The sequence below is a fragment of the Nocardiopsis alba DSM 43377 genome, from assembly GCF_000341225.1.
Taxonomy (GTDB): Bacteria; Actinomycetota; Actinomycetes; order Streptosporangiales; family Streptosporangiaceae; genus Nocardiopsis; species Nocardiopsis alba.
In genome coordinates this window covers 1-16751 of the sequence record NZ_ANAC01000024.1, presented here as the reverse complement: position 1 = coordinate 16751, position 16751 = coordinate 1, and the positions used below count along the sequence as shown (strand labels likewise).

Below are 16751 nucleotides of genomic sequence, written 5' to 3'. Positions count from 1 at the left end.
TCGGCGCGGCCGGACCGGTTCTCGGCCCGACCGCGCCGACGACGGCTACAGGGCGGCGGCGAGTTCGGTGCCCTGCTTGATGGCGCGCTTGGCGTCCAGTTCGGCGGCCACGTCGGCGCCTCCGATCAGGCGCACGGCGTGCCCGGCCGCGATGAGCCGGTCGGCGAGGTCGCGTCGGGGGTCCTGGCCGGCGCATACGACGATGGTGTCGACGTCGAGCACGCGCTCCTCGCCGTTCACGGTCAGGTGCAGGCCCTCGTCGTCGATCCGCCGGTAGTCGGCCCCCGCGACCATCTCGACGCCGCGGTGACGCAGTTCGAGACGGTGGATCCAACCGGTGGTCTTGCCGAGGTCCTTGCCGACCTTGGTCTCCCTGCGCTGGAGCAGGTGGACCCGGCGGGGCGGGGCGGCCCGGGAGGGGCCGGTCAGCCCGCCGCGCTCCCGGTAGTCGGTGTCCACGCCCCACTGGCGGAAGAAGGCCTCGGGGTCCTCCCCGGCGTTCTCCCCGGTGTCGGTGAGGAACTCGGCGACGTCGAAGCCGATCCCGCCGGCGCCGATGATCGCGACCTTCTCGCCGACCGGGGCCCCGCCGCGGAGCACGTCGACGTAGCCGACCACGCTGGGGTGGTCGATGCCGGGGATGTCGGGGGTGCGCGGGCTCACCCCGGTGGCGAGGACGATCTCGTCGTAGCCGCCGAGGTCGTACTCGGTGACGGTGGTGTTCAGCCGCACGTCCACACCGTGCTTGTCGAGCTGGACCCGGTAGTAGCGGAGGGTCTCGTCGAACTCGCCCTTGCCGGGGACCCGGCGGGCCATGTTGAGCTGGCCGCCGATCTCGGACGCGGAGTCGAACAGGGTCACGCTGTGGCCGATGGAGGCGGCGGAGACCGAGAAGGCGAGCCCGGCGGGTCCGGCGCCGACCACGGCCACGTTCTTACGGACCCTGGTGGGGGACAGGATCAGTTCGGTCTCGTGGCAGGCGCGCGGGTTGACCAGGCAGGAGGTGATCTTGAGGCTGAAGGTGTGGTCCAGGCAGGCCTGGTTGCAGCCGATGCAGGTGTTGATCTCCTCCGGGGTGCCGGCGGCGGCCTTGGCCACGAAGTCGGCGTCGGCGAGCATCGGGCGGGCCAGGGAGACCATGTCGGCCTCGCCCTCGGCGAGGATACGCTCGGCGACCTCGGGGGTGTTGATGCGGTTGACCGCCACCACCGGTACCGACAGTTCCTTGCGCAGCCGGGCGGTGATCCAGGTGTAGGCGCCGCGCGGGACGGAGGTGGCGATGGTGGGGACGCGGGCCTCGTGCCATCCGATTCCGGTGTTGACGATGTCGGCGCCGGCGGTCTCCACTCGGCGGCCGAGCTCGACGACCTCGTCATAGGTGGAGCCGTCGGGGACGAGGTCGAGCATGGACAGGCGGTAGACGATGATGAAGTCGGTGCCCACGCGTTCACGGACCCGGCGGAGGATCTCCAGGGGGAGCCGGACGCGGTTGTCGAAGGAGCCGCCCCAGCGGTCCTCGCGCTTGTTGGTGGCGGGCGCGATGAACTGGTTGATGAGGTAGCCCTCGGAGCCCATGATCTCGACGCCGTCGTAGCCGGCGGCGCGGGCGAGTTCGGCGCAGCGGGCGAAGTCCTCGATGGTGCGCTCGATCTCCTCCTCGGTCAGGGCGTGGGGGACGAAGGGGCTGATCGGGGCCTGGAGGGCGCTGGCGGAGACGGACTCCTCGCTGAAGGCGTAGCGGCCGGTGTGCAGGATCTGCATGGCGATGCGGCCGCCTTCCCGGTGGACGGCCTGGGTGATGAGGCGGTGCTGTTCGACCTCTTCGCCGGTGGTGAGCTTGGCGCTGCCGGTGAAGGTGGCCCCCTCGGGGTTGGGGGCGATGCCTCCGGTGACGATCAGGCCGACGCCGCCGCGTGCGCGTTCGGCGTAGAAGGCGGCCATCCGCTCGAAGCCGTTGGGGGCCTCCTCCAGGCCCACGTGCATGGATCCCATGATCACGCGGTTCTTGAGGGTGGTGAAGCCCAGGTCCAGGGGTTCCAGAAGGTGCGGGTAGTCGCTCATCGTCTCTCCTCGCGCGGTGCCTCTCGGTCGGTGTCCGGCCGACCTCATCTCATTATGCAACAAGTTGCAAAACACAGGAAAGGGCGCCTCTCAAGGAACGGAGGTCCACCGTGTCGGTGTGAGGGATCTCGGTGATTAGAACCTTGGCGTTCTATGATGCCTGTAGCATAATGACTGTGTCATGGAACGTGATTCTGCTTGACGAGGTGCACGACTGGCTCATGATTCTGGCCAAGGAGGATCCGAGAACGGCCGATGGCGTCGTCGCGGCGATCGACACGTTGGCGGAGGTGGGGCCGACGCTCGGCCGCCCCTTCGTCGACGTCATCAATCACTCTCGAATCCACAACCTGAAGGAGCTGCGCCCCCGATCCACCGGGAACGCGGTGGTTCGGGTGTTGTTCGTCTTCGACCCGGACAGACAGGCCGTCCTGTTGGTCGCGGGGGACAAGACGGGGCGTTGGAAGCAGTGGTACGACAGGAACATCCCTCTGGCGGAGATCCGTTATCAGAGGTGGTTGGCCGGCGGCTACTCGGAAGAGAGGGGATGAGCGCCTTGGCGAGAACCTGGGGTGAGAGTCGTGCGGAGGTCATCGCGGCCGGTGGGCTCGATGAGGAACGCATCACCGAACTCGGGCGGAGGATGCGGGCGGCGGAGCGTGCCTATCGCCTGGCCGAGATCAGGCGTCGGCATGGCATCGACCAGACGACACTGGCGGAGAAGCTGGGGGTTTCGCAGTCGAGGGTGTCCCGTATCGAACGGGGAGAGATCGACCGTTCCGAGCTTGCCACCATCAAGAGCTATGTCGAAGCCCTCGGTGGAACGGTGGAGATCGTGGCCCGGTTCGGGGACGAGGCGCTGCGCGTGGGATGAGCCCGGTGTGGCGATGCGGGTGCTGACGGCGAGGCGCTCCTAGCGTTGACCTGGGGCGACGCAGAGTCCCCCGGCCGCCTCACGCTCCCGGGAGGGTTCGTCTTGAGTAGGAACACCGTCGCCGAACAGCTCGTCCGCACCCTGATCTCCGCCGGGGTCACCCGGATCTACGGGGTGGTGGGGGACAGCCTCAACCCGGTGGTCGACGCCGTACACGAGATCGACGGCATCGAGTGGATCCACGTTCGCAACGAGGAGACCGCCGCGTTCGCCGCATCCGCCCAGGCCCAGGTCGACGGCGGGCTCGCGGTGTGCGCCGGATCCTGCGGCCCCGGCAACACCCACCTGGCCCAAGGCCTCTACGACGCGCAGCGCAGCGGCGCCCCCGTCCTGGCCCTGGCCTCGCACATCCCCTCCCACCAGATCGGCACCGGCTTCTTCCAGGAGACCCACCCCGAACGGCTCTTCGCCGACGTCACCGAGTTCCGTGAACTCGTCGCCCACCCGAAGCAGATGCCCCGGTTGGCCCGGATCGCGATCCAGCACGCCCTGGGCGCCCCCGGAGTGGCGGTCCTCGTCCTGCCCGGTGACATCGCCGGGGAGAAGGCCGTGGGTCCGGCCGACACCACCCCCGTCACCGCGGGGAACGCCGTCTCCCAGCCCGCGGAGGAGGACGTGGAGGCGCTCGCCCGCCGGATCGAGAGCGCCGACCGGATCTCCCTGTTCTGCGGGGCCGGCGTCCGAGACGCCCACCCCGAGGTGATGGACCTCGCCGAGAGGCTCAAGGCACCGGTCGGGCACACACTGCGCGGCAAGGAGTGGATCCAGTACGACAACCCCTACGACGTCGGCATGATCGGCCTGCTCGGCTACGGGGCCTGTTACGACGCGCTCCAAGGGGCCGACCTCACGATCCTGTTGGGTTGCGACTTCCCCTACGACGACTTCCTGCCCAAGAGGAACGTCGTCCAGGTGGACCACGACCCGCGCCGGCTCGGCCGCCGAGTCCCCCTCGAACTGGGGGTCCAAGGCGACGTCGGCGCCACCCTGCGCGCCCTCCAGGGGAGGATCCGGGAACGGACCGACGTCCGCTTCCTCGACGAGATGCTGCGGCGCCACGAGCGGGCCCTGACCAAGGTCGTGGACGCCTACACCAGGAACATCGAACACCACACGCCGATCCACCCCGAGTACGTGGCCGGGATCCTGGACGACGTGGCGCCCGACGACACCGTGTTCACCGTCGACACCGGCATGAACAACGTCTGGGCGGCCCGCTACCTCACCCCGAACGGGCGCCGTCGCGTGATCGGGTCCTTCACCCACGGCACCATGGCCAACGCCCTGCCGCACGCCATCGGCGCCGCCTACGCCGCCCCCGAACGTCGGATCGTGTCGATGTCGGGCGACGGAGGTCTGAGCATGCTCCTGGGCGAGCTCATCACGGTCGTCCAGCACCGTCTGCCCATCACCACGGTGGTGTTCGACAACTCCTCGCTCGGCATGGTCCGCCTGGAGATGATGGTGGACGGCATGCCCGCGTTCCAGACCGACCATCCGCCGGTGGACTACGCGGCGATCGCCGAGGCCATCGGTATGCGGTCGATCCGGGTGGAGCGCCCCACCGACGTGCGCGCCGCCTTCGAGGACGCCCTGTCCGCGGACGAGCCGGTGCTGGTGGACGTGGTCACCGACCCCAACGCGCTCTCGGTGCCCTCCCGGATCACCGCCGGGCAGGTGACGGGCTTCGCCCTGTCGGCCGGACGCACCGTCCTCCAGGGCGGGGTCGGGACCATGATCGACATGGCCCGCTCCAACCTCCGCAACATCCCCCGCCCCTGAGAGGCGTGGGCGGGGTGCGGAAACGACGAAGGCCCCGACCGGTCTCCCGGTCGGGGCCTTCGCTCCTGTGGCGGAGGATAGGGGATTCGAACCCCTGAGAGGTTGCCCTCAACACGCTTTCCAAGCGTGCGCCCTAGGCCACTAGGCGAATCCTCCACGGACAACTCTACAGGCTTCCGGGGAGTGCTTCGAACGGGTTCCGTCGATGGGAGGGGCGGCGCGGGGTACACGGCGCCGGGGTTGCGGGGGTCCCCGGTTCGGATACACTCGAGGCAGACCCCTCGTGCGGCGTCACCCTATGAACCTCCCCAGGGCCGGAAGGCAGCAAGGATAAGTAGGCTCTGGCGGGTGCGCGGGGGGTCCTTTCTGTTTTCGGGGGTGCTCATCCCGAATCCACCCCTTCCGGTTTCCCGGACCTGGCGTGAGTTGTCACCGCCGGCGGGTTGAATGGGACCGTGGCAGGGACCAGGGGAGTGATCACACCGTGAGCATCGCGCTGTACCGCAAGTACCGTCCCGCGACGTTCGGCGAGGTGCGCGGGCAGGAGCACGTGACCGACCCGCTGCGCCAGGCGCTGCGGAGCGGACGTATCAACCACGCCTACCTCTTCAGCGGGCCGCGTGGTTGTGGCAAGACCACCAGCGCGCGGATCCTCGCGCGTTCCCTCAACTGCGCGGAGGGTCCCACCCCGGATCCGTGCGGCACCTGTGACTCGTGTGTGTCGTTGGCCCCCGACGGCGGCGGCAGCATCGACGTGATCGAGATCGACGCCGCCTCCCACGGTGGTGTCGACGACGCTCGTGACCTGCGTGAACGCGCCTTCTTCTCGCCGGTCAACTCGCGCTACAAGATCTACATCATCGATGAGGCGCACATGGTGACCCGTGAGGGTTTCAACGCGCTGCTCAAGCTCGTCGAGGAGCCCCCGCCGCACCTGAAGTTCGTGTTCGCGACCACCGAGCCCGAGAAGGTCATCGGGACGATCCGTTCGCGCACCCACCACTACCCCTTCCGGTTGATCCCGCCGAGCACCCTCAAGGAGCTCATGGAGGACCTCCTCAAGGAGGAGGAGGTGACCTACGACCCGGCCGCGCTTCCCCTGGTGGTGCGCGCGGGGGCGGGGTCGGCGCGCGACACCCTGTCGGTCCTGGACCAGCTCATCGCCGGTTCGGACGAGGGCGGCATCACCCGCGAGGGCGCCGTCTCCCTGCTCGGCTACACCGACTCCAGCCTTCTGGGCGAGATGGTCGACGCCCTGGGCGCCCGGGACGGCGCGGCGGCGTTCGGCCTGGTGGACCGGGTGGTGGAGGGTGGTCACGATCCGCGTCGCTTCACCACCGATCTGCTGGAGCGCTTCCGCGACCTGGTGGTGCTCTCGGCGGTGCCGGACGCCATCGACAAGGGTCTGGTGAACGTCTCTCCGGAGTCGGTGGACCAGATGAAGGAGCAGGCCGCCCGGTTGGGTCCGGCCGAGCTGTCCCGAGCCGCCGAGGTGCTCAACCAGGGGCTCACCGAGATGCGCGGTGCGACCGCGCCGCGTCTGCTCCTCGAACTGCTGTGCTCGCGGATCCTGCTGCCGGCCACCGACGGGGACCAGGGTGTCGCGCTGTTGGCCCGGTTGGAGCAGATGGAACGTCGAGTGGCCTCGGGCGCGATCGCCCCGCAGGCCTCGGCTCCCGCCCCGGCCCCGGCGGCTCCGGCCCCCGTGCGTCAGCCCTCTCCGCCTCAGCCCGCGGCTCCCGCCCCTCAGGCCGCGCCGCCTCAGCGGCCGGCCCGCACGGAGGCCCCCGAACCCGCGCCGCGGCAGGCCCCCCGGCCTTCGCAGCCCGCCTCTCGGAACGAGCCGTCGGGGTGGGACGCCCCGGCCCCGGCTCCGGCCGAGCCCCGTCCGGCGGCGCCCGCCTCCGGTGGCCCGTTGGACCTGGGACGTCTCCAGGGGGCCTGGCATCAGGTGATGGAGGCGGTCAAGGGCCGTCGCCGGTTCACCTGGATGATGCTGCACGGCGGCGACGTGCAGCCGGTGGGCGTCGAGGGCAACACGGTGCTGCTCGGTTTCTCCAAGCCGAACGAGGCCAAGGGCTTCACCACCAGCGGCAGCGATCAGGTGGTGGCGGGCGCGATCCAGCAGGTGCTGGGCGCCGAGGTCCGTGTGGCCCCGGCGGGTGTGGGCGGTCCGCCGGCTCCGCCCCGCCGCCCCGAACCGGCTCCGCGCCCGGCGGAGCCCTCGGGGTGGGACGCGCCTCCGGTACGGAACGAACCCGCCCCGGTCCAGGCCCGTCCGGAACCGGCTCCGGAGCCCGAGCGTCCTGCGGGGCCGCCGCCGGAACGGCTGCTCAGCGACCGTCCGGAGCCTCCGCCGGACCCCTATGAGGACGCCGCGGCCGCCCCGCCGCCCGAGGACCACGGGCCCCCGGCCCCCGTTCGGAACGCCGGCCCCGGGAACGGGCGTCCCGAGGAGAGTACGCCCCGTGAGGAGCGGCCCGCGAACGCTCCGGCCCCTCGTCCGGCCTCCGCCGGCGCGGCCTCGGCCGGCCCCTCCTCTTCCGGTGGGTCCGGGAACGGGGGCGGGGGTGTCTCCCTCATCGAGACCGAGCTGGGCGGCAAGTTGATCGAGGAGATCGAGCACGAGCCTTCCGAAGGGTTCTAGAACCCTCGGGGCGGGGCCGGGCCGACCGCGTGGATATACGTGGCCGGCCCGGCCCCGCTTCTTTATCGGAGGGCATTCCCCCTGGTGGGGGTGGTTCGAGCGGTGTTCACGGAGCGGCCCCGGAAAAGGAGGGGACGTTTCGTTCCATCCGGGCTAGGATCGAGATGTTCCGCTAAAACAAGACGAGACGACTCGTTTCTTTATCTTGAGGGGGTCGTGTTGGCGAAGAACAACAGCCTGCTCGGTGTGGGCGGTCAACGCTCCACCGTTTCCCGTTCCGCACTGCGCGGTGGTCAGGCCGGAGGCAAGGGCGGCGCCGACGGCGACGCCCGCGAACGCAAGCAGGACCTCCTGCGCCGGCTTCGGGAGAAGCAGGAACAGCGCACGGACGAAGGCGCCGATAAGCAGGCCTGAACACGTCGCGACGGCCCCCGCGCCTTTCGGGACGGGGGCCGTCGTCGTTCCACGGGCCGCTCAGGCCGGCGAGTCGACCGGCCAGGAACGACCCTCGGGGGAGTCCAGCCACACCCGCTGTCCGCCCGAAGGCGTCACGGTCAGCCCGAACCGCTCCGGTTCCGGCTCTCCCAGGTCGCCCCAGAGCTCCAGGGCCTCCTCCACCTCGTCCCAGATGCTCCTGGGACCGCCCTGCTCGACCATCCACGAGGTGCCGTACGGGTAGATCCGGACCCAGGATTCGCCCTCCCGGTCGCACAGCCACATGCCCGAACCGGTGCCGATCCAGCGTCTGCGCATCCGCCAGTCCGGGACCAGCACCGACAGGGCGAAGGCCGAGGGGAAGGCCATGAGCGGGGCCACCGGGTCGGCCTGGGTGAGTCGGTACTCATCCGGCTGTCGGCCCGTGTCCCGGATCGGAGGCCGGATCGAATCGGGGGTGCGCAGCGGGACGAAACCCACCCCGGAGCGGAAGCGACCCGAAGCCGCTCCCTCCTCGTCGAACTCCAGACGCATCAGTACGCCCGCGTTCTCCAACAACCCCCACGGGCACACCACCAGGCCGCCCGGACGGATCTGCTCGGCCCAGGCCCGGGGCACCCGTTCGATCCCGCAGACGCTGATGATCCGGTCGTAGGGCGCGCCCGCCGGGTAGCCGTGCAGGCCGTCGGCCAGATGGGTCGTGGGGGAGAGCCCGGCCCCGCGCAGCGCCTTGCGCGCGGTCTCCAACAGCCGTTCGTCGATCTCCACGGAGGTCACCGCGTGGCCTCCGAGCCGGTGGGAGAGCAGGGCGGTGTTCCAGCCCGTGCCGGTCCCCACCTCCAGGACCTCCAGACCCTCGGAGAGGTCGGCCATCTCCAGGACGCGGGCGAGCACGGTCGGCGCCGAGCTGGACGAGGTGCCGCCCTCCTTGACCGCCTTGCTCCGGCTCCGTGTCCCGGAGTCGTCCACCCGGGTGACGATGGCGTTGTCCGCGTAGACGGCGGCCAGCCACCGGTCGGGGTCGGTCTCGGCGTTCAACGTGTCGCCCCGGGTGGTCGACACACCGCTCTCCGGGATGAACAGATGGCGGGGCACGGCACGGAAGGTCTCGACGAGCGCGGTGTCCGTCAGCGTGCCGTCCGCGATTATCGCCTCGATCAGAGCCGAGTTGCGCTCCTTGGCGGTCAACACGTCCTCAGTCCCCCGGTCTTCGCTGGTCGGGGGCGGTGTCGATGACACCGCCGGGAGTGATCTCCTCTTGCCGACCATTATTTCAACCCGTGTCCCGCCGTGCCCCGTTCTTCGTCCTTGCGGCTGGTGAAATCAGGACAACGGTGCCACCAAGTCCGCCCGACGGGAGAAGCGGTCGGGGTAGTCGACGTAGCCGTGGGGGCCGGACGTGTAGTGGAAGTCCTTCTCCGCGATGGGCTCCCAGGGGAACCCGTCGGCGATCCGCTCGACCACGTCGGGGTTGGAGATGTAGGGGCGGCCGATCGAGACCAGGTCGGCCCTCCCCACGGCGATCAGCGCCGCGGCGCCCTCCTGCGTGGTCTCCACGTGTTCCCCCGTGTTGCCGACGAGGGTGCCGTTCCAGTGGCGGCGGGCCTCGTCCAGGGCCGGGTGGTCCCGGACGTCGGCCACGTGCAGGTAGGCCAGGCCGAGCGGGGACAGGGCGGAGAGCAGGGAACGGTACACCGGGGTCGGGTCCGCCTCCACCATCTCGGCCTCCGGGTTTCCGGGCGAGAGCCGGATCCCCACCCGGTCGGCCCCGACGGCGTCGGCGGTCGCCTCGGCCACCTCCACCGCGAACCGGATGCGTCCGGCGACGTCGCCGCCGTAGCGGTCGGTGCGCAGGTTGGTGTTGTCGGCCAGGAACTGGTGGATCAGGTACCCGTTGGCGCCGTGGAGCTCGACCCCGTCGAACCCGGCGCGGACGGCCGCCCGCGCCGCCTCGGCGTGGTCCTCCACGGTCCTCTCGACCTCCTCGAGGGTCATGGCCCGGGGGACGACCGGTTCGACCTTGCCGTCCAGGGTGTGCACGAGGGCGGTCCTGCCCACGGCGGAGGGCGCCGTGGGGACACCGTGGTCGGGCCGGTTGTCGGGGTGACCGCCGCGTCCGGCGTGCATGATCTGCGCGAAGATCCGCCCCCCGGCCTCGTGCACGGCGGTGGTGACCCGGCGCCAGCCCTCGACCTGGGCCTCGGTGTGCAGTCCGGGTTCGGTGAGATACTGGCGGCCCTCGACGCTGGGCGTGATGCCCTCGGAGACGATCAGTCCGGCCCCGGCCCGCTGGGCGTAGTAGGAGACCATGAGGTCGCCGGGCACCCCGTCGCGGTCGGCGCGAAGACGGGTCATCGGGGCCATGAGGACCCGGTTGGGAAGGCGGATCGGGCCGAGCTCGTAGGCGGTCAACAGCGGGTTCGTGAGATTCCGTGCGGTGCTCATGGCAGGAGCGTAGAATCTGACACCCATGTGAGATTCAAGCCTTTGTGGCCGGTGTCACCCGGTCGGGCGAGACGGGGAGGCGCCGATGCGGATCGGGGAACTGTCCAGACGGACCGGGGCCAGCCCCCGCTCCCTGCGTCATTACGAGGACCAGGGGTTGATCTCCTCCCGGCGGAGCCCGGGCGGACACCGCGAGTACGGCGAGGAGACCTTGGAAAGGGTCGACCGTGTACGCGGGCTCCTCGGCGCCGGCCTCAACCTCGCCACCATCCGCGACCTTCTGCCCTGCCTGTACGCGCGAGAACGCGGAGAGCCCGCCCCCGACCTCCTCGACCACCTGTGCGCCGAACGCGAACGGGTGACCCGCTCCATCCACGAGTTGGAGCACATGAGGGAGGCCCTGGACAGCGTCATCCACCGGAGCGCGGACGTCGGAGGGACACTCGTCGGAGGATCGCGGGTGGAGGCAGCGGCTACCCTCGCAGACAAGTGACACCAGCATCGACACCCAGCACCACGCGTGTGACGAGGAGACGGCCGTGAACCCTGGCGGAATGGACATGCAGGCCCTGCTCCAGCAGGCCCAGCAGATGCAGCAGCAGCTCGTGGAGGCCCAGCAGGCCCTGGAGGAGAGCGAGGTCGAGGGCACCTCCGGTGGCGGCCTGGTCAAGGTCAAGCTGAGCGGGCGCGGTCAGGTCGAGGACATCACCGTCGACCCCAAGGCCGTGGACCCCGAGGACGCCGAGGAGACCGCCCAGACCATCGCCGACCTGGTCCTGGCGGCCATCCGTGACGCGGAGGCCCAGGTCGAGCGTCTCCAGCAGGAGAAGATGGGCCCGCTGACCCAGGGCATGCCCGGTGGCGGCGGCATCCCCGGCCTCCCCGGGTTCTAGCCGATACCCGAGGCCGGCCGGTACGCGTCGTCCCGGTGGGAGAGAACCGGGACGACGCGGACACGACACGCGCACCCTCGGCCCAAGAGGTCGCCGGCCCCCGATACGGTGGAGGGCGAGGGGCGGAGAACGCCCCGCCGGGGCCCTCGCCCCGGCTTCGACCAGGCGGGTAGGCATGTACGAAGGCGCGGTACAGAATCTGATCGACGAGCTCGGGCGGCTGCCCGGCGTCGGTCCGAAAAGCGCGCAACGCATCGCCTTCCACCTGCTGTCCGCCGAACATGCGGACGTCAAACGCCTGGTCAACGCGCTCGTGGAGGTCAAGGAGCGAGTCCGCTTCTGCTCCATCTGCGGCAACGTCGCCGAAGAGTCCGAGTGCCGTATCTGCCGTGACCCCCGCCGCGACGCCGCCGTCATCTGCGTCGTGGAGGAGTCCAAGGACGTCGTCGCCATCGAGCGGACCCGGGAGTTCCGGGGCCGTTACCACGTGCTCGGGGGCGCCATCAGCCCCATCGAGGGCGTCGGCCCGGACGACCTGCGGGTCAAGGAACTCATGACCCGTCTCGCCGACGGCACGGTGACCGAGCTGATCCTGGCGACCGACCCGAACCTGGAAGGGGAGGCCACCGCGACCTACCTGGCGCGGCTGGTCAAACCGATGGGTCTGAAAGTCACCCGCCTCGCCAGCGGGCTGCCCGTCGGCGGCGATCTGGAGTACGCCGACGAGGTCACTCTCGGACGGGCCTTCGAAGGCCGCCGAAGCCTGGAGTTCTAGGTCACATTTCCCCGTGATACGGGCGAAATATGAGTAACCTCCGCCTTAACGGGTAGGTCCGAGCGCTGGCGTGTCAAGACGCCACGCCCCTTCCATCGCAGGTCGGAGCGGGTGCGGTGTGCGTCCCTGATTACACTCCATTGTTAATTGTCTTGATCCCAACTCCTCAGGAGCATCGATCGTGGCCCTAATCGTGCAGAAGTACGGTGGGTCTTCCGTGGCCGACGCGGAAGCCATCAAGCGAGTAGCCCAAAGGATCGTGGCTCAGAAAAAGGCGGGACATGACGTCGTGGTCGTCGTCTCCGCGATGGGCGACACGACCGACGAACTGTTGGACCTGGCGGAGAAGGTCTCCCCGATGCCCCCGGCGCGCGAGCTCGACATGCTCGTCACCGCCGGAGAGCGCATGTCGATGGCGCTGGTGGCGATGGCCATCGAGAACCTCGGCTACGAGGCGCGCTCCTTCACCGGCTCCCAGGCCGGTGTCATCACCACGTCGTTGCACGGCAACGCCAAGATCATCGACGTGACGCCCGGGCGCATCCAGGAGGCCATCTCCGAGGGTTCGATCTGTATCGTCGCCGGGTTCCAGGGTGTCTCCCAGGACACCAAGGACATCACCTCCCTGGGTCGTGGCGGTTCGGACACCACCGCCGTCGCCCTCGCGGGCGCGCTCAACGCCGACGCCTGCGAGATCTACAGCGATGTGGACGGCGTGTTCACCGCCGACCCGCGTGTCGTGCCGACCGCGCGGCGCATCCCCCAGGTCTCCTACGAGGAGATGCTGGAGATGGCCGCCAGCGGCACCAAGATCCTGCATCTGCGCTGCGTCGAGTACGCGCGTCAGTACAACATCCCCCTGCACGTCCGTTCGTCCTTCAGCCAGAAGACCGGAACGTGGATCGTCTCGGAAGTCGAGGAAAGCGAAGGCATGGAACAGCCGATCATCTCCGGGGTCTCCCACGACCGGAGCGAAGCCAAGATCACCGTCGTCGGCGTCCCCGACAAGGTCGGTGAGGCCGCCACGATCTTCAAGGCGCTCGCGGACGCCGAGATCAACATCGACATGATCGTCCAGAACGTGTCGGCGGTCTCCACCTCCCGCACCGACATCTCCTTCACCGTGCCGAAGGACTTCGGCAAGCAGGCCGTCTCGGCCCTGAAGAAGGTCGAGGAGCAGGTCGGTTACGACTCCCTGCGCTACGACGACAAGATCGGCAAGGTCTCGCTGATCGGCGCCGGCATGCGCTCCTACCCGGGTGTGACCGCCCGCTTCTTCGACGCGATCGCCACCTCCGGCACCAACGTCGAGATGATCTCCACCTCGGAGATCCGCATCTCGGTCATCGTCGAGGAGGACCAGGTCGACGCCGCGGTCCAGGCCGCGCACAGTGAGTTCCAGCTCGACGCGGACCAGGTCGAGGCTGTCGTCTACGGAGGTACCGGCCGATGAGCAACCGTCTTCCCACCCTCGCCATCGTCGGCGCGACCGGTGCCGTCGGCACCGTCATGCTCGACATCCTCAGCAAGCGTGAGAACGTGTGGGGCGAGATCCGTCTGATCGCCTCCCCGCGCAGCGCCGGCAAGGTCCTGCGTGTCCGCGGCGAGGACGTCGTGGTCCAGGCCCTGGCCCCCGAGGTCTTCGACGGCGTCGACGTCGCCATGTTCGACGTTCCGGACGAGGTGTCCAAGGAGTGGGCGCCGATCGCCGCCGCCCGCGGCGCGGTCGCCGTCGACAACTCCGGCGCCTTCCGCCTGGACCCCGATGTCCCCCTGGTGGTGCCCGAGGTCAACGCGGACCAGGTCCGCAACCGCCCGCGCGGCATCATCTCCAACCCCAACTGCACGACCCTGTCGATGATCGTGGCGATCGGTGCCCTGCACCGCACCTACGGCGTCAAGGAGCTCGTGGTCTCCTCCTACCAGGCCGCCTCCGGCGCCGGCCAGGAGGGCATCGACGTCCTGCGCGACCAGATGGCCAAGGCCGGCGGCGACCGTTCCCTCGGCGACACCAAGGGCGACATGCGCGAGGCCGTCGACGAGCTGGGCCCGTTCCCGGCCCCGCTGGCCTACAACGTCGTGCCGTGGGCGGGTTCGCTCAAGGACGACGGCTGGTCCTCCGAGGAGCTCAAGGTCCGCAACGAGTCCCGCAAGATCCTGGGCCTGGAGGACCTGCGCGTCTCCGCGACCTGTGTCCGCGTCCCGGTGATCACCACGCACTCGCTGGTCGTGCACGCGACCTTCGACCGGGAGGTCACCGCGGACGCCGCCCGTGAGCTCCTGGGCGGGGCCGAGGGTGTCGAGGTCCTGGACGACCCGGCCAAGGGCGAGTTCCCGACCCCGAACGACGTGGTCGGCACCGACCCGACCTGGGTCGGCCGTATCCGCCAGTCGCTCGACGACCCGAAGTCGCTCGACCTCTTCCTGTGCGGGGACAACCTGCGCAAGGGCGCCGCGCTGAACACCGCGCAGATCGCCGAGGTCGTCGCCAAGGAGTTCACCCAGGCCTGACCCGGTCGTCTCGCGTGTGAAGCGGTAAGGGCGGTGGCCCCTCTCCCAGCGTGGGGGAGGGGCCACCGCCTTCGTCGTTTCCGTTTCGTGGTCGGGGCCGCCGCTATCCGCGGATACGCGGGCGGCCGAGGGACAATTTGTAGAGGAGGCGGCACTGTTCGGCCGCGCCGATGAGGTCGGAGGTCTCCACGGGCCGGTCACCGCTGAAGTGGGTGCGCTCGACCACGAGGACGGGTACCCCGGGGGCGGAGTCCAGGAGGATGGCCTCGGAGTCGTGCAGCGCGCGCACGCCGACCTCCTCCACGACCCGGTCCACGGGGTAGCCCGCCGCGCCGAGCCGTTCGAGGGGACCGACGTCGGCGGCGTCGAACGGTGTGCGCAGGGTGCCCGCGGTGAGGACCGCGGGTTCCCAGGAGCGGTGCAGGGTGACCGGTCGGTCGGCGGAGAGCCCACGTGAGGTGGTGCGGTACACCGGGTCCCCGTCGCGGAGCCGCAGCCGTGCGCCGAGACGGCCGGAACAGCGTTCCTGTTCGGTGCTGATCCGCTCACGTCCCAGCCGCCCCAGGCCGGAGCCCGAGGTGGCGTCGGTCCGGGACAGTCGGAAGATCTCGGGGACGGTGCGGACGAAGTAACCGGAGCCGGGTCGGGACTCGACGAGGCCCTCGGTCACCAGGAGCCGCAACGCGGTGCGCGAGATCTGCTCGCTGACCCGGTACGTGCGCGCCAGGCTGGTGCGGGAGGGAAGCCTGGCCCCCGGTGCCATCTCTCCGTCGAGGATGGGTCGGCGTAGTTGTTCGGCCAGCCAGAGATATCGGGGTTGCCTGGCCACCGGTCACCCGACCTTCGAGGTCGGCGGCCGATACGCCCGAGCCGTTCTCGAAGGGGGTCGGTGGTCGAGGATGTCAGGGGCCCGGTGGTCGCCGGTGCCGACGCCGGGCCTGAGGGAGGGAGTGAACCTGCCAGATCGCCGAAGCTCGCCCATGGTTCCAGTAAAGCAGCGGAAAAGCCTGGTGGGGGGTGCTCTCGGAAAGTGATCGTCCCTGCTCGGGTCGGGGGGCGGTGGTGGACACGGGTGGAACGTGGCCGGGGAAACGCCCGAAACCAAAGGAATGTACGCTCCTGACCACCCCGATTATTACCCTATGTATTGAGGCAACTACGCATTGCTTGGGGGAGTCATGTTCACGAACCTGTCGGAGCTGTCGCGTCTGGCGGAACCGGGTGGCCGGGAGATCACCTGGCTGGGCGGTATCGCCGGCGTCCTCGTCCTGATCGTGTTCCTGGCCGTCCTGGTGCTGGTGATCGCGGCGATCGTCTCGACGTTGATGGACGCCGACACCTCCGGCGGCGGAAAGCTGCTCTGGGTGGTCCTCATCCTCTGGTTCCCCCTGTTCGGGGCGATCGCCTGGTTCGTGGTCGGGAAGAAGGGCCACCTCAACCGGCTCCTCGGCATCGACAAGGGGAAGGCTCGACACACGATTCCCACCAGTGTCGGCCAGCACAGCAACGTCGCGCCGCCCGACCAGACCGGGCTCGGCAACGCCTGACGCGACTCGCCCGGGCGAGCGTGTAGAGGCCCCGGGGCGGAGGGAGGCCTTCGCCCCGGGGCCTCGTCGTGTCGGCGTGTTCTGTCCACAGCCTGTGGGCAGAACACGCGGAGTCTTGACGCACCCCTGGCCGAGCTGCCGGTGGAGGCGGATCAGGGCGGTCGGTTCACCTTGACCTGCCGCGTCCCCGGGTGAAGGCCGGTTTTATCCGGCGGCCGACAACACGACGCCCCCGGCTGGTGCCGGGGGCGTCGTGGGTTCTGGTGGTTCAGGCCTGCTCGATGTGGGTGGTGGTGAGCAGGGCGGTCCATTCCTCGGTGGGGAAGGAGAGGTGGCCGAGGTCCCTGTTCTGGGTGTCTCGCATGTGCACGATGGTGGGCGTCTCCCGGACCTCGACGCAGTTATTGGTTCCGCCGCTGTACGACGACTTGTGCCACTGCTGATTCATGCCTTGTCCAACCTCTTGATCTCTTCTCGGACATGCTCCAGGGAGCTGTCCGGGGCCGGCGCCACGGCTTGGAGCGCGGCGAACAGCATCCGGCGGCGTGCCACCTCGTCGGCCTCGGTGACGGACTGTCCTTCGCGGGCGTTCTCCACGTACCCCGAGTCTGGATTGTCCTGCGTCACGAGCACGCTGAAAGCTCTAGCGTTTCCTGGGTGCTTAGAGCTCATCTCAAAAGTCCTCGCTGTGCTTGGCCAGATGCTTGTAGCAGATGAGGAT

Annotated in this window: 17 protein-coding genes, 1 tRNA gene and 1 other RNA gene; 12 read left to right on the top strand and 7 right to left on the bottom strand. The window is 69.5% G+C overall.

Annotated features, from left to right (window positions below; all coding sequences use genetic code 11):
* Positions 1-45: 45 nt before the first annotated feature.
* On the bottom strand, positions 46-2061 hold the full coding sequence (locus tag D451_RS0122430; protein WP_017536061.1) for an NADPH-dependent 2,4-dienoyl-CoA reductase: 2016 nt from the start codon (positions 2059-2061) through the stop codon (positions 46-48).
* Positions 2062-2249: 188 nt separating this feature from the next.
* On the opposite strand from D451_RS0122430, the gene D451_RS0122425 reads away from it, so the two are divergent.
* The 3 genes from D451_RS0122425 (at position 2250) to D451_RS0122415 (ending at position 4777) form a co-directional block, all read left to right on the top strand.
* Positions 2250-2612: a type II toxin-antitoxin system RelE/ParE family toxin gene (locus D451_RS0122425; RefSeq protein ID WP_014910997.1), complete on the top strand. Its 363-nt coding sequence runs from the start codon at positions 2250-2252 to the stop codon at positions 2610-2612.
* Positions 2609-2935: a helix-turn-helix domain-containing protein gene (locus D451_RS0122420; protein WP_014908786.1), complete on the top strand. Its 327-nt coding sequence runs from the start codon at positions 2609-2611 to the stop codon at positions 2933-2935. The genes D451_RS0122425 and D451_RS0122420 overlap by 4 nt, the downstream gene beginning before the upstream one ends.
* A gap of 102 nt (positions 2936-3037) precedes the next feature.
* Complete coding sequence (locus tag D451_RS0122415) at positions 3038-4777, top strand: pyruvate dehydrogenase (protein ID WP_017536059.1); 1740 nt, start codon at positions 3038-3040, stop codon at positions 4775-4777.
* A gap of 68 nt (positions 4778-4845) precedes the next feature.
* Here D451_RS0122415 and D451_RS0122410 read toward each other — a convergent pair.
* Positions 4846-4933: transfer RNA gene (locus D451_RS0122410), tRNA-Ser, on the bottom strand.
* A gap of 116 nt (positions 4934-5049) precedes the next feature.
* On the opposite strand from D451_RS0122410, the gene ffs reads away from it, so the two are divergent.
* From ffs to D451_RS0122400, 3 genes are all read left to right on the top strand, one after another.
* Positions 5050-5145, top strand: an RNA gene (ffs, locus tag D451_RS27505) — signal recognition particle sRNA small type.
* A gap of 116 nt (positions 5146-5261) precedes the next feature.
* Positions 5262-7424 carry a DNA polymerase III subunit gamma and tau gene (locus D451_RS0122405; RefSeq protein ID WP_017536058.1) on the top strand — a complete coding sequence of 721 codons (2163 nt, stop codon included), beginning with the start codon at positions 5262-5264 and terminating at the stop codon, positions 7422-7424.
* Positions 7425-7643: 219 nt separating this feature from the next.
* The gene (locus tag D451_RS0122400) at positions 7644-7838 is read left to right on the top strand and encodes a DUF6243 family protein (protein ID WP_036568558.1); all 195 of its coding nucleotides are present in this window, start codon (positions 7644-7646) and stop codon (positions 7836-7838) included.
* 60 nt (positions 7839-7898) lie between these two features.
* Here D451_RS0122400 and D451_RS0122395 read toward each other — a convergent pair whose 3' ends face one another.
* Positions 7899-9047 carry an rRNA adenine N-6-methyltransferase family protein gene (locus D451_RS0122395; protein WP_026125277.1) on the bottom strand — a complete coding sequence of 383 codons (1149 nt, stop codon included), beginning with the start codon at positions 9045-9047 and terminating at the stop codon, positions 7899-7901.
* Between the two features lie 135 nt (positions 9048-9182).
* Positions 9183-10304 carry an alkene reductase gene (locus D451_RS0122390; RefSeq protein ID WP_017536055.1) on the bottom strand — a complete coding sequence of 374 codons (1122 nt, stop codon included), beginning with the start codon at positions 10302-10304 and terminating at the stop codon, positions 9183-9185.
* A gap of 85 nt (positions 10305-10389) precedes the next feature.
* On the opposite strand from D451_RS0122390, the gene D451_RS0122385 reads away from it, so the two are divergent.
* The 5 genes from D451_RS0122385 (at position 10390) to D451_RS0122365 (ending at position 14483) form a co-directional block, all read left to right on the top strand.
* Entirely contained in the window at positions 10390-10797 is a 408-nt protein-coding gene (locus D451_RS0122385) for a MerR family transcriptional regulator (RefSeq protein ID WP_017536054.1), read from the top strand.
* Positions 10798-10858: 61 nt separating this feature from the next.
* On the top strand, positions 10859-11197 hold the full coding sequence (locus D451_RS0122380) for a YbaB/EbfC family nucleoid-associated protein (RefSeq protein WP_014910247.1): 339 nt from the start codon (positions 10859-10861) through the stop codon (positions 11195-11197).
* A gap of 175 nt (positions 11198-11372) precedes the next feature.
* Positions 11373-11972 carry a recombination mediator RecR gene (recR, locus tag D451_RS0122375; RefSeq protein ID WP_014912795.1) on the top strand — a complete coding sequence of 200 codons (600 nt, stop codon included), beginning with the start codon at positions 11373-11375 and terminating at the stop codon, positions 11970-11972.
* A gap of 181 nt (positions 11973-12153) precedes the next feature.
* A complete protein-coding gene (locus D451_RS0122370) occupies positions 12154-13425 on the top strand; it encodes an aspartate kinase (protein WP_014910675.1) in 1272 nt (423 codons plus the stop codon).
* On the top strand, positions 13422-14483 hold the full coding sequence (locus D451_RS0122365; RefSeq protein WP_017536053.1) for an aspartate-semialdehyde dehydrogenase: 1062 nt from the start codon (positions 13422-13424) through the stop codon (positions 14481-14483). The genes D451_RS0122370 and D451_RS0122365 overlap by 4 nt, the downstream gene beginning before the upstream one ends.
* A gap of 103 nt (positions 14484-14586) precedes the next feature.
* Here D451_RS0122365 and D451_RS0122360 read toward each other — a convergent pair whose 3' ends face one another.
* The gene (locus tag D451_RS0122360) at positions 14587-15312 is read right to left on the bottom strand and encodes a GntR family transcriptional regulator (RefSeq protein ID WP_014912880.1); all 726 of its coding nucleotides are present in this window, start codon (positions 15310-15312) and stop codon (positions 14587-14589) included.
* 349 nt (positions 15313-15661) lie between these two features.
* On the opposite strand from D451_RS0122360, the gene D451_RS0122355 reads away from it, so the two are divergent.
* A complete protein-coding gene (locus D451_RS0122355; RefSeq protein WP_017536052.1) occupies positions 15662-16030 on the top strand; it encodes a PLD nuclease N-terminal domain-containing protein in 369 nt (122 codons plus the stop codon).
* 268 nt (positions 16031-16298) lie between these two features.
* On the opposite strand, the gene D451_RS0122350 is transcribed toward D451_RS0122355, so the two are convergent.
* Entirely contained in the window at positions 16299-16478 is a 180-nt protein-coding gene (locus D451_RS0122350; RefSeq protein ID WP_017536051.1) for a DUF397 domain-containing protein, read from the bottom strand.
* A complete protein-coding gene (locus D451_RS27500) occupies positions 16475-16702 on the bottom strand; it encodes a Scr1 family TA system antitoxin-like transcriptional regulator (protein ID WP_275040962.1) in 228 nt (75 codons plus the stop codon). The genes D451_RS0122350 and D451_RS27500 overlap by 4 nt, the downstream gene beginning before the upstream one ends.
* Positions 16703-16751: the final 49 nt, after the last annotated feature.

Bases quoted from the DNA above. Each gene is read 5' to 3' on its own strand.
- D451_RS0122430 (WP_017536061.1), bottom strand. From the start codon at position 2,061: ATGAGCGACTACCCGCACCTTCTGGAACCCCTGGACCTGGGCTTCACC.
- D451_RS0122390 (WP_017536055.1), bottom strand. From the start codon at position 10,304: ATGAGCACCGCACGGAATCTCACGAACCCGCTGTTGACCGCCTACGAG.
- D451_RS0122380 (WP_014910247.1), top strand. From the start codon at position 10,859: ATGGACATGCAGGCCCTGCTCCAGCAGGCCCAGCAGATGCAGCAGCAG.
- D451_RS0122365 (WP_017536053.1), top strand. From the start codon at position 13,422: ATGAGCAACCGTCTTCCCACCCTCGCCATCGTCGGCGCGACCGGTGCC.
- D451_RS27500 (WP_275040962.1), bottom strand. From the start codon at position 16,702: ATGAGCTCTAAGCACCCAGGAAACGCTAGAGCTTTCAGCGTGCTCGTG.
- D451_RS0122385 (WP_017536054.1), top strand. From the start codon at position 10,390: ATGCGGATCGGGGAACTGTCCAGACGGACCGGGGCCAGCCCCCGCTCC.
- D451_RS0122420 (WP_014908786.1), top strand. From the start codon at position 2,609: ATGAGCGCCTTGGCGAGAACCTGGGGTGAGAGTCGTGCGGAGGTCATC.
- recR (WP_014912795.1), top strand. From the start codon at position 11,373: ATGTACGAAGGCGCGGTACAGAATCTGATCGACGAGCTCGGGCGGCTG.
- D451_RS0122355 (WP_017536052.1), top strand. From the start codon at position 15,662: ATGTTCACGAACCTGTCGGAGCTGTCGCGTCTGGCGGAACCGGGTGGC.
- D451_RS0122350 (WP_017536051.1), bottom strand. From the start codon at position 16,478: ATGAATCAGCAGTGGCACAAGTCGTCGTACAGCGGCGGAACCAATAAC.